Origin of the sequence: Pseudomonas sp. R19M (assembly GCF_050312585.1) — a bacterium.
GTDB classification, from domain to species: domain Bacteria; phylum Pseudomonadota; class Gammaproteobacteria; order Pseudomonadales; family Pseudomonadaceae; genus Aquipseudomonas; species Aquipseudomonas palleroniana.
In genome coordinates this window covers 108,135-121,899 of sequence record NZ_JBNPJV010000050.1, presented here as the reverse complement: position 1 = coordinate 121,899, position 13,765 = coordinate 108,135, and the positions used below count along the sequence as shown (strand labels likewise).

Genomic DNA, 13,765 nt, shown 5'->3' with positions numbered 1-13,765 from the left:
GCAGCATGTCCATTTCCCCCGCCGACTGGAAAGGCGTCCCGGCGCCTACCGTGCAACGGCTTGAAGGACGCTTTATACGCCTGGAAAAACTCGACCCGGCGCGCCATGCCGACGATCTGTTCCAAGCGCTTCAAGGCCCCGGTGCCGACCCGAAACTGTGGGACTACCTGCCTTACGGGCCTTTCCCTGAGCGCAGCGCCTTCAATGACTGGTTGAATAATCACGCAGCTCACAGCGACCCGTATTTTTTCAGCGTGATCGACCGCGCCAGCGGTCAGGTCCAAGGCATCCTCAGCCTGATGTCCATTGTCCCGGCCCAAGGCCGTATCGAGATCGGCCACGTCACCTTCGGGGCGCCGATGCAGCGCTCACCGAAAAGCACCGAGGCGGTGTACCTGCTGGCCAGGTATGCCTTCGAACAGGGCTATCGCCGCCTGGAATGGAAGTGCAACAACGCCAACGCCCGCTCCAAATACGCGGCCGAGCGCCTGGGGTTCAGCTTTGAAGGTGTGTTTCGCCAACACATGGTGGTCAAGGGGCAGAACCGGGACACCGCGTGGTATTCCATCATCGACGCGGAATGGGCGGCGATTGGCGCAGGCTTCGAGGCATGGTTATCAGAAGCCAATCAGACGGGATCGGGCCAGTTGAAAACCCTGGCGCAGTGCCGGGCCTGACCCTCCCAGACGACGCATGATGCCTGTGGCAGGGAACGGGTTCCCTGCCACATTTGCAGTTGCGTTGGCCAACTACCCCAGCTTCTGGGCCAGCACCGCAATATGCTCAGGCCCGATCCCGCAGCAACCGCCCAGATGGCTGGCACCGCGCGCCTGCCAATCAGCGGCCCAGTGCAGGTAGCCGGGTGGGTCGAGGTCGTCGCGCAACGGGTCGAGGCCATCGTTGGCCGTGGCTCCCTTGGGCTGCGGAGGGAAGGCATTGGCGTAGGCACCGATCTGGATCGCTACGCCCAGTCGCTCAAAGGTCTGGCGCGCAGCATCAATCGCCGCGCCGATCACTTCCGGCTGGCTGCAGTTGAACAGCAGCACCTGCACGCCCAACTGCGCAGCCGCCTCGGCCGCGTCCGCCACCGGCTCGCCGGAGCGCAGCCGTGGTACTTCGTCGGTGTCTTCGTCCTTCAAGGTAAACGACAGCCAGAACGGCTTGCCATCCTGAGGCAGACCGGCCTTGATCGCCCGCGCTTCGACAATCGAGCTTTGGGTTTCCGCCAGCCACAGGTCAACGTGAGGCGCCAGGCCTTGCACCAGCGGTGTGAGTAACTCGGATACACGCTGCGCTTCAAATAAATCCGGGCGATATGAGCCAAACAACGGCGGCAACGAACCGGCCACCCGTACATTTTTACCCGAGGCCGTCACCGCCCGCCGCGCCAACTCACCCGCCAAAGCCGCCAAGGCTTGGCCTTCAGTCGCAAATCGAAGCTCACCAATATGAAACGGCACCACCGCATAGCTATTGCTGGTGATCACGTTCGCGCCACTGTCGATATAAGCCGCATGCACCGCCTCCACCGCCTGCGGCGCCTCGCTCAACGCCAAAGCCGACCACTCCGGCTGACGGAACGGCGCGCCACGGCGTTGCAGTTCACGGCCCATGCCACCATCGAGAATCACTGTTTCTGCGCCCATATGCTTTTTACTCATAAGCTTATGAAAATAACTCACTATGAGAGTCGTTTTTATAACTATTTAATACGCTGAATTCGCTGCATCACAACTCTTTTTTCTAAAGGTGTCATTCGTGAAACTTAAACCCCTGTTGGCCTTGGGCCTGCTGACACTGGCGACTTGCACCCAAGCCTTCGGTGGCGCCACGCTGGATCGCATCGAGCAGAAAAAAGAGCTGGTGGGCGTGCTGATGGAAAGCTACCCGCCATTTTCGTTCCTCAACGACCAGAACCAGCTGAGTGGCTTCGACGTTGACGTGGCAAAGGCTGTGGCACAGAAACTGGGCGTGAAGCTGCGCCTGGAGACGCCCTCATGGGACGTGATCGCCGCCGGCCGCTGGAGCGGGCGCTACGACATTTGCATCTGCTCGATGACCCCGAGCAAAGCCCGCGCCGAAGTGTTTGATTTCCCGGTGGAGTACTACGCCTCGCCGGCGGTGATCGTGGTCAATGCCAAGGACGAGCGCATCCACACGGCCAAGGACCTGAGCGGCAAGAAAGTCGGCCTCACCAGCGCCTCCAGTTACGAAAGCTACCTGAACAAGAACCTGGTGATCGAAGGTGCCGAAGACACGCCGTTGCAGTACCCGTTCGAGAATGTGCAGATCGCCCCGTACGACACCGACAACGTCGCCTTCCAGGACCTCGGCCTGGGTGCCGGCGTGCGCCTGGATGCCATCCTCACCAACCTGGTTACCGCCCAGCCGCGCCTGACCGAAGACAAGCGCTTCAAGCTGGCCGGCGAGCCGCTGTACTCGGAGCCCAACTCGGTCGCCATCGAGAAAGGCGACGCGGCGTGGGACAGCAAGGTGCGTGAGGTCTTTGCCCAGCTCAAACAGGACGGCACCTTGAGCGCGCTGTCGCAAAAATGGATTGGCGCCGATATCAGCCGATGACACCGTCCAGACCACCCTTGCTGCAGCGCCTGCTGGGCTTTCGCACACGGCTGTACCTCACCTGGGCGGCGCTGTTCGCCCTGTTTGCCAGCTTCTTCCTGAGCTTTGACCTGAAGTTCTCGATCATCCTCGACAAGTTACCCAACCTGGTCGGCCTGCACTTGGCGCCCAACGGCTTCCTGCAAGGCGCCGCGCTGACGCTCTTCCTGTGCCTGTGCTCAATGCTGGCGTCATCGGTGTTGGGCTTTATCACCGCCCTGGGGCGCCTGTCGAAAAGTGCCGTGGCGTTTGGCATTGCCAGTTTTTACGCCTCGTTCTTTCGCGGCACGCCACTGCTTATCCAGATCCTGCTGATCTACCTGGGCCTGCCACAACTGGGCCTGGTGCCGGGCGCTATCGTAGCCGGCATCATCGCGCTGTCGCTGAACTATGGCGCCTACCTGAGCGAGATTTTCCGCGCCGGGATCCTGGGCGTGCCTCATGGCCAACGCGAAGCCGCCCTGGCCCTGGGTATGCGCGACAGTGCGATCTTCTGGCACGTCACCCTGCCCCAGGCCATGCGCACCATTGTTCCGCCCGCCACCAACCAGTTCATCTCCATGCTCAAGGACTCGTCCCTGATCTCGGTGATGGGCGTGTGGGAAGTGATGTTCCTGGCGCAGTCCTACGGTCGTTCAAGCTATCGCTACATCGAGATGCTCACCACGGCGGCGATCATCTACTGGGTGATGTCGCTGGGGCTGGAACTGATCCAGGCCCGTATGGAGCGGCACTACGGTAAGGGTTATGCCAAGCGATGAAGGCCAAAGGGACACAGCGGCCTGCCGCCTGGGCGCAATTTTAATCGCAGCAGACTAGAGACATCTCCCGCAAACGAGGGGTAGCCGGCCTGACAGTTATCCCTTCTGCCCCCCGCTAAATTCCACCGCCTCATACATGAAGAGGTGGGTTTAGATGACGTTTATACACAAGCAATTCGCACTCGCTATCACCCTGCTGCTGGGAGCCGCCAGCGCTCACTGCGCTCAGGCACGTGGCGATATGGAGCCAGACAGCGAGTGGTTTGCGCCAGCCGCGCAGAGCAGCGAAAAAGCGCATATCGGCCCGGTGGAGCCTGCGCCTGAAGAGTTTTATTTTGCCGACCATGCCGGCAGCCGTAACGGCCTGAGCGTCGCCCGCGTGCTGGACTCCGCAGTCGATGCACTGCTGGCGTCGGACGCATTGAGCGAATGGGAAAAGCACCAACTCGAGGAGTACGGCCATTACCTGGGCAGCCTGGCGCCGGGCCGGTTAGCCGCCACGCTTGAACAATTGGCCGGCAGCCAGAACGCCAATCTGGGCACCGCGACTCAATACAGCCTGCAGCCCCTGACCGCCAACCTGTTGTCGGCAATACGTCAGTTGGATAAAGACACCCGCGAGACGGGGCGCTTTTGGCTCCAGGGCCTGGGAAGCGGCGGCCGGCTCAATGCCCAACACGGTAGCGCCGGCTTGAGTCAAAGCACCCAAGGCGTGCTGCTGGGTGCCGACTGGTCACTCGACCACGCATGGCGGATCGGTGTAGTGGGTGGCAAATCGGACAGCGACCTGAGCACCAAGGGGTTCCAGGGTGAGTTGGACAGTTGGCACCTGGGTGGATACGCCGTGCGCCGAGACGGCCCGTTCGCATTGCGCCTGGGCGCGCTCTACAGCCGGCATACCGGGCAAAACAAACGCACGGTCGATTTTGACTTCGTCGGCTACCGCGAGTCCCTCACCGGCAAGTACACCGCTCAGAGCCAAAACGCTTTCGCAGAGCTTGGCTATCAACTGGACACTGTCGGCCTACGTGCCGAGCCCTTCGCCGGCATCGGCTTGCAGCGCTACCAACGTGAGCGTTTCCAGGAAAAAGGCGGCTATAGCGCGCTGAACGTCGGTACACAGACCCAGCAAAACCTCAGCAGCACCGTTGGCCTGCGCTTGAGCCATGACTTTGCACTGGGTAACCGCATCGCCCTCAAACCGCACCTGAGCACCCACTGGAAACATCTGTATGGCAGCGTCGACAGCCGCGTGCGCCAGTCCTTCGCCCAGGAAAAACGCGAGGACTTCAACAGTGAGTTCACCATTGCCGGCGCTTCCCTGGACCGTGACAGCCTGGCATTGCGCACCGGCGTGGACATGGCCCTGTCGGCCGAACATAGCGTAGGCCTGGCCTATACCGCCGAGGTCGGCAGCCACAGTCGCAACCACGCGTTGATGGGGCAGTGGGCGATGACGTTCTAAGGCCGGACCGCCCGAGCGCCAGGCAAAAAAAAGGGGGCACATGCCCCCCGAGGTTTAAGCGGTAGTGTCGAAGGCTGTGGATCAGCCTTCGATTTCGATCAGGATTTCACCCGGGTTGACCCGGTCGCCCTTGGCCACATGCACCGCAGTGACCTTACCGGCAATGGCGGCCTGTACTTCGGTTTCCATCTTCATGGCTTCGGTGATCAGCACGGCCTGGCCGGCCTTGACCACGTCGCCTTCCTTGACCAGCACATCGACGATATTGCCCGGCATTGCCGTGCTCACATGACCCGGCGCGCTGGCGTGCTTGCGCTTGCTGCCGCCGCTGCTGACAAACTCGTTGAGCGGTTCGAACACCACCTCTTCCGGCATGCCATCAATGGACAGGTAGAAATGCCGTTTGCCTTCAGCCTTCACACCGACACCGGTGATATCCACGCGGTAGCTTTCGCCGTGCACGTCGATGACGAACTCGGTCGGTACACCTTCGCCCCCGGCGCGGGCCACGCCGCCGGCTTCTGGGATCGGCAACAGGACTTCCGGCGCCAGGGTGCCGGCCTCACGCTCTTCGAGGAACTTGCGGCCGATGTCCGGGAACATGGCGTAGGTCAGCACGTCTTCTTCGGACTTGGCCAATGCGCCGATCTCGCCACGCAGCTTGGTCATTTCCGGCTTGAGCAGGTCGGCCGGGCGCACGTCTATCACGTCTTCACTGCCGATGGCCTGGCGACGCAATTTCTCGTTCACCGTGCCTGGGGCCTTGCCGTAGCCACCCTGCAGGTACAGCTTCACTTCGTTGGTGATGGTCTTGTAGCGTTCACCGGCCAACACGTTGAAGAACGCTTGGGTGCCGACGATCTGCGAGGTCGGCGTGACCAGCGGCGGGAAACCGAGGTCTTCGCGCACACGCGGGATTTCAGCCAGTACTTCGCCCATGCGGTTGAGGGCGCCCTGCTCCTTCAACTGGTTGGCCAGGTTGGAAATCATCCCGCCCGGTACCTGGTTGACTTGCACGCGGGTGTCGACCGCGGTGAATTCGCTTTCGAACTGGTGGTACTTCTTGCGCACGGCGTAGAAGTACAGACCGATTTCCTGCAGCAGCTCCAGGTCGAGGCCGGTGTCGAACTCGCTGCCTTTGAGGGCCGCGACCATCGATTCGGTGCCCGGATGGCTGGTGCCCCAGGCGAAGCTGGAAATCGCGGTATCGATATGATCGGCGCCGTTTTCAATGGCCTTGAGTTGGCACATCGCGGCCAGGCCGGCGGTGTCGTGAGAGTGAATGAACACCGGCAGGCTCTGCTCGGCTTTCAAGGCCTTGACCAGTTCGCCGGTGGCATACGGGGTCAGCAGGCCAGCCATGTCTTTGATCGCGACCGAGTCGCAGCCCATGGATTCCATCTGCTTGGCCTGGGCCACAAACGCGTCGATGGTGTGCACGGGGCTGGTGGTGTAGGCGATCGTGCCCTGGGCATGTTTGCCGGCGGCTTTCACCGCTTCGATGGCCACGCGCAGGTTACGCACATCGTTCATCGCGTCGAAGATGCGGAACACGTCGATGCCATTCACGGCGGCCTTGGCGACAAACGCTTTGACCACGTCGTCGCTGTAGTGGCGGTAGCCCAGCAGGTTCTGGCCACGCAGCAGCATTTGCAGGCGGGTGTTAGGCAACGCGGCGCGCAGTTTGCGCAGGCGCTCCCACGGGTCTTCTTTCAGGAAACGCACGCAAGCGTCAAAGGTCGCGCCGCCCCAGACTTCCAGGGACCAGTAGCCGACTTTGTCGAGCTTGTCGCAGATCGGCAGCATGTCATCGGTACGCATGCGGGTCGCGAGCAGCGATTGGTGAGCGTCGCGCAGGATGGTGTCGGTTACGAAAATCTTCTTGGTCATTGTTGTATTCCTCACAGGCCTGCGTGGGCGGCGATGGCGGCGGCGATGGCCAGGGCCAGCTCTTCGGGTTTGCGCTTGATCGAGTAGTTGGTCAGCTCAGGGTGGCTTTCCACAAAGCTTGTATTGAACTGGCCGCTACGGAATTCCGGGTTGCGCAGGATTTCCTGGTAGTAGGCGGCGGTGGTCTTCACACCTTGCAGGCGCATGTCGTCCAGGGCACGCAGGCCACGGTCCATGGCTTCTTCCCAGGTCAATGCCCACACCACCAGTTTCAGGCACATGGAGTCGTAGAACGGCGGAATGGTGTAGCCGGTGTAGATCGCCGTGTCGGTGCGCACGCCGGGACCGCCGGGCGCGTAGTAACGGGTGATCTTGCCGAAGCTGGGCAGGAAGTTGTTCTTCGGGTCTTCGGCGTTGATACGGAACTGCAACGCGAAACCGCGGTGATGGATGTCTTCCTGTTTCACCGACAGCGGCAGGCCCGAGGCGATGCGGATCTGCTCACGGACAATATCGATCCCGGTGATTTCTTCGGTGATGGTGTGTTCCACCTGCACCCGGGTATTCATCTCCATGAAGTACACCTCGCCCTCGGCGAGCAGGAACTCCACGGTACCGGCGTTCTCGTAGCCCACCGCCTTGGCCGCACGCACCGACAGGTCGCCGATGTAGGCGCGCTGTTCGGGTGTCAGCTGCGGGCTGGGGGCGATTTCGATGAGCTTCTGGTTACGGCGCTGGATCGAGCAATCGCGCTCGAACAGATGCACCACGTTGCCGAAGCTGTCACCGAGGATCTGCGCCTCGATGTGCTTGGGGTTGACGATGCATTTTTCCAGGAACACTTCCGCCGAACCGAATGCCTTGGTGGCTTCGGAGATGACGCGCGGGAAGGCTTGTTCGAGTTCTTCGCGGCTGTTGCAGCGACGGATACCGCGACCGCCACCACCGGAAGTGGCCTTGAGCATCACCGGGTAACCAATGCGATCGCCTTCGGTAAGGGCTTCATGGATATCGGCGACGTTGCCTTCGGTGCCGGGAGTGACCGGCACACCGGCCTTGATCATGCTGCGGCGCGCTTCGGTCTTGTCGCCCATGCGGCGGATGACCTCGGCCGATGGGCCAATGAACTTGATCCCACGTTCGGCGCAGATGTCTGCCAGCTCGGCGTTTTCCGAAAGGAAACCATAGCCCGGGTGCAACGCATCACAGCCGGTTTCCACCGCCAGGTTCACCAGCTTGCGCGGGTTCAGGTAACCGGCCAGAGGCTCGGCGCCAATGCTGTGGGCTTCGTCGGCACGCTTGACGTGCAGCGCATGACGGTCGGCATCGGAAAAGACCGCAACCGAGCGAATCCCCATCTCGGCGCAGGCTCGCACGATGCGTACGGCGATTTCACCACGGTTGGCGATCAGGATCTTTTTTATCACTTGGAAATTCCCTTGAGCCGATTGCTGCGTTCTTCGACCCGCTAGACCCGGGTCGACGCGTGACCAAATGTTTCAAGCCAGTCGCGTGACACACACTAAGCCGCTCAAGGAATTAACAAAAATCAATAATTATTGGGTTAGGCATAAGTAAAGACTTATAGTTGGCCGGACAGGCCGCACCAACAGGAATTAAAAATGCGTAAGTCATTGATGCGTATGACATTGCGTCAACTGCAGATTTTCAATGAAGTGTGTGATTTGCGCTCTTACAGCCGCGCCGCCGAGGAAATGTCTCTCACGCAACCGGCGGTCAGCCTGCAAATCCGCCAGCTGGAAGAGCTGATCGGCCAGCCGCTGTTCGATTACGTCGGCAAAAAACTCTACATGACCGAAGCCGCCGAAGCCCTGCAACGGGCCAGTCGCGATATTTTCGGGCGCCTGGAAAACCTCGACATGCAACTGTCGGACATGCAGGGCTCGCTGCAGGGCCAGTTGAAGCTGGCGGTGGAGTCCAGCGCCAAGTATTTCGTGCCGCACCTGTTCGCGGCCTTCAAGCGCCAACACCCCGAAGTGCAATTGCAGCTGACGGTGGTCAACCGCGCCCAGGTGATTCGCAGGCTGTCGGACAACCGCGATGACCTGGTCATCATGTCTATGGTGCCCCAGGACATGGGCCTGGAATTCCTGCCGTTTCTCAACAACCCGATCGTCGCCGTGGCACCGCTCGACCACCCCTTGAGCCTGCAAGGCCCGCTGCGCCTGCAAGACCTGGAACCCTACACGCTGCTACTGCGCGAGCCCGGTTCCGGCACGCGACTGGCCTGCGAGGAATACTTCAAGGAGAAACGCGTGCACTTCACCCAAACGGTGGAAGTCGCGTCGGCCGAAGCCCAGCGCGAATGCGTGAGCGCAGGGTTGGGCGTGGCCTTGCTCACGCGCCACGCCGTCAATATGGAGCTGGCCACCGGCGGGCTCAAGGAGTTGCCGGTGGAGGAGCTGCCGCTGTACCGCAGTTGGTGCCTGGTGCAGGCCAAGGCTAAACGCCTGTCGCCGGTGGCGCATGCGTTCCTGGGCTTTATCCGCAGCGAACGGGTGCAGATCAGCGTGCTGGCTGAGCGCTTCGCTGGGCAGCCACGGGTGCCTGCCAGTGGAGTTCCGGGTAGTCACTGAAGCTCTGGAGCAGTTGACGCTCTTCGCAGCGGTCTTCGATTGCGCGACGGAACGCCATGCGGCGTTGGTCTTCCTGTTGGCGACGGGTCTTGACGGTGCTGTTGCTGTCTTCGTAGTGCCGGGTCATTTGGAGTCTCCCAATGCGAGTACGGGGAGTTCAGGATGGGCACAGAGGATGACGGTTTAGCGAAGTGAGGATGACAGGACGATGAATATTCCGGTCAACATGTGGGAGGGCTTGCCCTTTCCCACATTTGAATCCGTGTACAGCTTTCAGTCGTCCAAGGCTTTGACGGATTTGGGCGACAGACGCAGGCTGCGCAAACTGCGCTTCACGCTCTTGAGATGGTTGACCAGGCTCGGACCACGCGCCATCGCCACGCCCATCGCCAGCACGTCAATCACCACCAGGTGAGCAATACGCGAGGTCAGCGGAGTGTAGATCTCGGTGTCTTCGTGCACATCGATCGCCAGGTTGACCGTGGACAACTCCGCCAATGGTGTCTGGCTAGGGCACAGGGTGATCAGCGAGGCGCCGCTTTCGCGCACCAGGTTGGCGGTAATCAGCAGGTCTTTGGAACGGCCCGACTGGGAGATGCAGATCGCCACGTCGGTAGGCTTCAAGGTCACGGCCGACATTGCCTGCATGTGCGGGTCGCTGTAGGCCGCGGCAGTCAGCAGCAGACGGAAGAATTTGTGCTGGGCGTCAGCCGCTACGGCGCCGGATGCACCAAAACCATAGAACTCGACACGCTGGGCCTGGGACATGGCGGTCACCGCCTTTTGCAGCTCTACCGGGTCGAGCTTCTCGCGCACTTCCATCAACGTGTGCAAGGTGGTGTCGAAAATTTTCAGGCTGTAGTCGGCGACGGAGTCATCTTCATGGATCGCAAACTGCCCGAAGCTCGCACCGGCCGCCAGGCTCTGGGCCAACTTGAGTTTCAAGTCCTGGAACCCCGAGCAACCGATAGCGCGGCAGAAGCGCACGATGGTCGGCTCACTGATGCCCACGCTGTGGGCCAGGTCGGCCATGGAACTGTGCATCACGGCCGCAGGATCAAGCAGCACATGATCGGCAACCTTGAGTTCCGATTTGCGTAACAGGTGGCGCGACTGGGCGATATGTTGCAACAGGTTCAAAGGGCAGGACTCTTGTTATTGGCAGACGCCAGGGATGTAGCAAGCTTGTAGTTATACTACAAGAATTGTCGTTTTGCCCGTCCGATGCATCACTAAATCGCCCTGCTGCCCTTTGAATCAAAGGGCAGGTACTTTGGTAGCCACAAAGGCGCTCTCGCGGTCGCTAAGGAAAATCTGCATTTTTCCGTAACAATTGAGCCAGCCCCTGCGCCTGCATCGGCCGACTGATCAGGTAGCCCTGCACTTCATCGCAACGCTCCCTGCGCAGGAAATCAAGCTGCTGCTGGTCTTCCACACCCTCGGCCACCACTTTGAGCGACAGCCCGTGCGCCATGGCGATGATTGCACGGGTAATCGCGGCATCTTCACGACCTTGGCCAAGGCCACGGATGAATGCCTGGTCGATCTTCACGTAGTCCACCGGGATGCGCTTGAGGTAGCTAAGGGACGAATAACCGGTGCCGAAGTCATCGATCGCCAGTTTCACCCCCAAGTCACGCAGTTGCTGGAAGGTCGCGATGATGTGCTCGACGCTGTCGAGCAGCTGGCTTTCGGTCAGTTCCAGTTCGAGGTATTGCGGGTCCAGGCCGGTTTCTTCCAGCACTTGGCGCACCAGGCTGACCAGCTTGCCATGGCGCAACTGGTGCACCGACAGGTTCACCGACACCCGGATCGGCGCCAGGCCCTGGCGCTGCCACTCACACGCTTGCCAGCACGCCTGGCGCAGCACGAATTCGCCCAGTGGTGCGATCAAACCCGTCTCTTCAGCCAAACCGATAAAGTCCCCCGGCGGTACCATGCCCCACTGCGGATGCTCCCAGCGCACCAGTGCTTCGGCGGCGTTCAGGGTGCCAGTGGCCAGGCACAGTTTCGGCTGGTAGAACACCGTGAGCTGACGCTCGTCGATGGCTTTGCGCAGCTGGTTTTCCAGCTGCAATCGCTCCAGGGTGCTGGCTTGCAGGCTGTCGGTATAGAACTGGAAGTTATTGCCGCCCAAGTGTTTGGCATGCTGCATGGCCATGTTCGATTGACTGACCAATGCGGAAATTTCCCGCGCGTTATCCGGCAACAGGCTGACGCCCATCGAGGCACTGACCACCAGCTCGTGCCCCTCCACCGTCACCGGCACCCGCAGCTTGGCCAGCAGACGCGTGGCCACCCGCGCCAGGCTCGACAGGTTGCCGTAGGCATCGAACAGCACTGCAAACTCGTCGCCGGACAGCCGCGCAATGGTATCGGCCTCGGGCAACGCGTTGATCAAGCGGCGTGCCATTTTTTGCAGCAGTTGGTCGGCGACTTCATGGCCCAGGCTATCGTTAAGCAGCTTGAAGCGATCCAGATTGATATGCAGCAGCGCCAGGCTGCGCCCGCCCTGGCGCACCCGCGCATGGGCCTCACGCAGGCGTTCGCGGAACAGCGAGCGATTGGCCAGCCCGGTCAATTCATCGTAATGGGTGAGGTAGCGCATGCGCTCCTCGGATTCGCGCCGCGCCGACAGATCGGCGAAAAAGCCCACGATATGACTGACTTTTCCACGTACATCACGTACGACATTCAGCTGTAGCCACTGCGGATACAGCTCGCCGTTCTTGCGGGTTTCCACCAGTTCACCTTGCCAGGTGCCGTGGCTGAGCAGGGCCTGGCGGATCACCGGGAAGTGACGGCGCGCATCGCGGCTGCTGGGTAATTCCACAACGTTACGGCCGATCATGTCGTCGATTTCGAAGCCGGTGACACGGCTGAACGCCTGGTTCACGGCGATCAATACATAATCCGGGTCGAGAATCACAATGCCTTCGCTGGCGGCCTCGAATACCGTTGAAGCCAGGCGCTGCTGCTCTTCAAGCGCCTTGCCGGCACTGATATCACGACGAGTGCCGAGCATGCGCGTTACCCGTCCGCTGGGCGCCCACTCCACCGCGCGCCCCCGGTCTTCGATCCACACCCAATGGCCGTCGCCGTGACGCACGCGATATTCCACCTGATAGTCCTCGCTGCGGCCTTTCAGGTGTTCGACCAAGGCACGCTTGAGCAGCGGCAGATCCTCGGGGTGCAGGCGCGGCTTCAGGTGGCTGAGCATCGCCGTGACGTACTCCGGCTCCAGCCCGAACAGCTCTTTGAGCTGGGTGTGATGGACTTCGTCGGTTTGCAGGTTCCAGTCCCAGAGGCCCAGCTCGCTGGCCTGCAAGGCCATGGCCAGGCGCGCTTCGCTCTTGTCCAGGGCAAGGCTGGCGGCGTCCAGCTCCTGGCTGCGTTGGGCCACACGATCTTGCAGGCCGGTCTGGGCGTCGCGCAGTTCCTGTTCAGCCTGACGGCGCTGTTCGACTTCGCGTACCAGTTCCTGATTCAACTGTTCACTGCGTTGCTGTGCCTGCTGCAGATGCTCGATCAGGGCCTGGTTCTGGAAGCGTCGCAGCAACCCGCGCTGGATCAGGCGGTTGACCTGCCAGGCGACCAGGCTCAAGGACGCCAGCAGGATCAGGCCCAGCACACCCCAGCCTTGCTGCTGCGGGCCACCGCTCCAGAACAGATAAAGGATGGTCGGCACCAGGCACGGCATGGCAAACGACAGAAACGCCGGCAGGCTCACGGCATAGGCCACGCTGGCCGACAACGCTGCGGCCCCCAGCAGCCCGAACACCCAGGCCTGTTGTATAAAGCTGTCGGCCGGCACCAGCGCAATGGCGGCGATGGCCAGGGTCAAGCCGCTGACTGTCGAGCCGAGCATGAACATGCGCTGCCAGATCGGCTGGGCCTGGCGGCTGGGCATGGCTGACTCGAAGGCCGCCACCTGAATGACGCGCATCGCCACCAGGGCCAGCAACCAGACCAGCCAGATGCTGTCCAGCACGTACAGCTTGGGGCTCCACAACAGCCAGGCGCAGACCAGGCCGTTGACCAGCATTAATAAGGTGGGCAGCAGCGAGCCCTGATACAGCAGACGCGTGCGCTCTACCGCCATCTCGGTTGCATAGTCTTTACGGATGACCTGTGCGGGCGCCGCCGAGGTGCCAGGCAGGTCGGTGCTGAGGGTCATAGGCAGTGTTCTTGTAATGGTGAGCCCGAAACGTCGACGGAGCATACACAAGCAAACGCGTGGGCCAAACTGCTCCATGTCATAAAAGCCGCTCGATGTTTGTGTGCAAAGATCGCGGCCGCACAGCTTGAGCGAGACGCTGCGCGGGTTGCGGCCCATGACCAACCGGTCATCACCAGCGGCGCAATGACAGCCGGTCGTCGCCGCGCCTGACGCTTTGTGTCGACCACCCGGCATTGGGATTTGCCCGTCTCCC

At 61.2% G+C, this 13,765-nt stretch carries 11 protein-coding genes; 5 read left to right on the top strand and 6 right to left on the bottom strand.

From position 1 onward, the window contains the following. Nucleotides 1-5 precede the first annotated feature (5 nt). Nucleotides 6-677, top strand: coding sequence for a GNAT family N-acetyltransferase (locus tag ACQRBT_RS09555; RefSeq protein WP_090367891.1), 672 nt, complete (start codon nucleotides 6-8; stop codon nucleotides 675-677). A gap of 72 nt (nucleotides 678-749) precedes the next feature. Here ACQRBT_RS09555 and ACQRBT_RS09550 read toward each other — a convergent pair whose 3' ends face one another. Next, a complete protein-coding gene (locus tag ACQRBT_RS09550; protein ID WP_412046235.1) occupies nucleotides 750-1,646 on the bottom strand; it encodes a homocysteine S-methyltransferase family protein in 897 nt (298 codons plus the stop codon). Nucleotides 1,647-1,758: 112 nt separating this feature from the next. Between ACQRBT_RS09550 and ACQRBT_RS09545 the strand changes: the two genes are divergently transcribed. The 3 genes from ACQRBT_RS09545 (at nucleotide 1,759) to ACQRBT_RS09535 (ending at nucleotide 4,845) form a co-directional block, all read left to right on the top strand. After that, nucleotides 1,759-2,580, top strand: coding sequence for an ABC transporter substrate-binding protein (locus ACQRBT_RS09545; protein ID WP_198761043.1), 822 nt, complete (start codon nucleotides 1,759-1,761; stop codon nucleotides 2,578-2,580). Between the two features lie 32 nt (nucleotides 2,581-2,612). Then, the gene (locus ACQRBT_RS09540) at nucleotides 2,613-3,380 is read left to right on the top strand and encodes an amino acid ABC transporter permease (RefSeq protein ID WP_412046266.1); all 768 of its coding nucleotides are present in this window, start codon (nucleotides 2,613-2,615) and stop codon (nucleotides 3,378-3,380) included. Between the two features lie 154 nt (nucleotides 3,381-3,534). Continuing rightward, nucleotides 3,535-4,845: an autotransporter outer membrane beta-barrel domain-containing protein gene (locus ACQRBT_RS09535; protein WP_412046236.1), complete on the top strand. Its 1,311-nt coding sequence runs from the start codon at nucleotides 3,535-3,537 to the stop codon at nucleotides 4,843-4,845. Nucleotides 4,846-4,926: 81 nt separating this feature from the next. Here ACQRBT_RS09535 and oadA read toward each other — a convergent pair whose 3' ends face one another. After that, entirely contained in the window at nucleotides 4,927-6,735 is a 1,809-nt protein-coding gene (gene oadA, locus ACQRBT_RS09530) for a sodium-extruding oxaloacetate decarboxylase subunit alpha (RefSeq protein WP_060756622.1), read from the bottom strand. A gap of 11 nt (nucleotides 6,736-6,746) precedes the next feature. Beyond that, entirely contained in the window at nucleotides 6,747-8,162 is a 1,416-nt protein-coding gene (locus ACQRBT_RS09525; RefSeq protein ID WP_060756621.1) for an acetyl-CoA carboxylase biotin carboxylase subunit, read from the bottom strand. A 195-nt stretch (nucleotides 8,163-8,357) separates the two neighbouring features. Between ACQRBT_RS09525 and ACQRBT_RS09520 the strand changes: the two genes are divergently transcribed. Beyond that, nucleotides 8,358-9,332: a LysR family transcriptional regulator gene (locus ACQRBT_RS09520; protein WP_411984897.1), complete on the top strand. Its 975-nt coding sequence runs from the start codon at nucleotides 8,358-8,360 to the stop codon at nucleotides 9,330-9,332. Here ACQRBT_RS09520 and ACQRBT_RS09515 read toward each other — a convergent pair. The 3 genes from ACQRBT_RS09515 to ACQRBT_RS09505 form a co-directional block, all read right to left on the bottom strand. Continuing rightward, nucleotides 9,262-9,459: a PA3496 family putative envelope integrity protein gene (locus ACQRBT_RS09515; RefSeq protein ID WP_081087085.1), complete on the bottom strand. Its 198-nt coding sequence runs from the start codon at nucleotides 9,457-9,459 to the stop codon at nucleotides 9,262-9,264. The genes ACQRBT_RS09520 and ACQRBT_RS09515 overlap by 71 nt on opposite strands. 146 nt (nucleotides 9,460-9,605) lie before the next feature. Next, nucleotides 9,606-10,472, bottom strand: coding sequence for a transcriptional regulator HexR (hexR, locus tag ACQRBT_RS09510; protein WP_003177007.1), 867 nt, complete (start codon nucleotides 10,470-10,472; stop codon nucleotides 9,606-9,608). Nucleotides 10,473-10,635: 163 nt separating this feature from the next. Next, nucleotides 10,636-13,509, bottom strand: a complete 2,874-nt coding sequence (locus tag ACQRBT_RS09505; RefSeq protein ID WP_060756619.1) for an EAL domain-containing protein — start codon at nucleotides 13,507-13,509, stop codon at nucleotides 10,636-10,638. Nucleotides 13,510-13,765 lie beyond the last annotated feature (256 nt).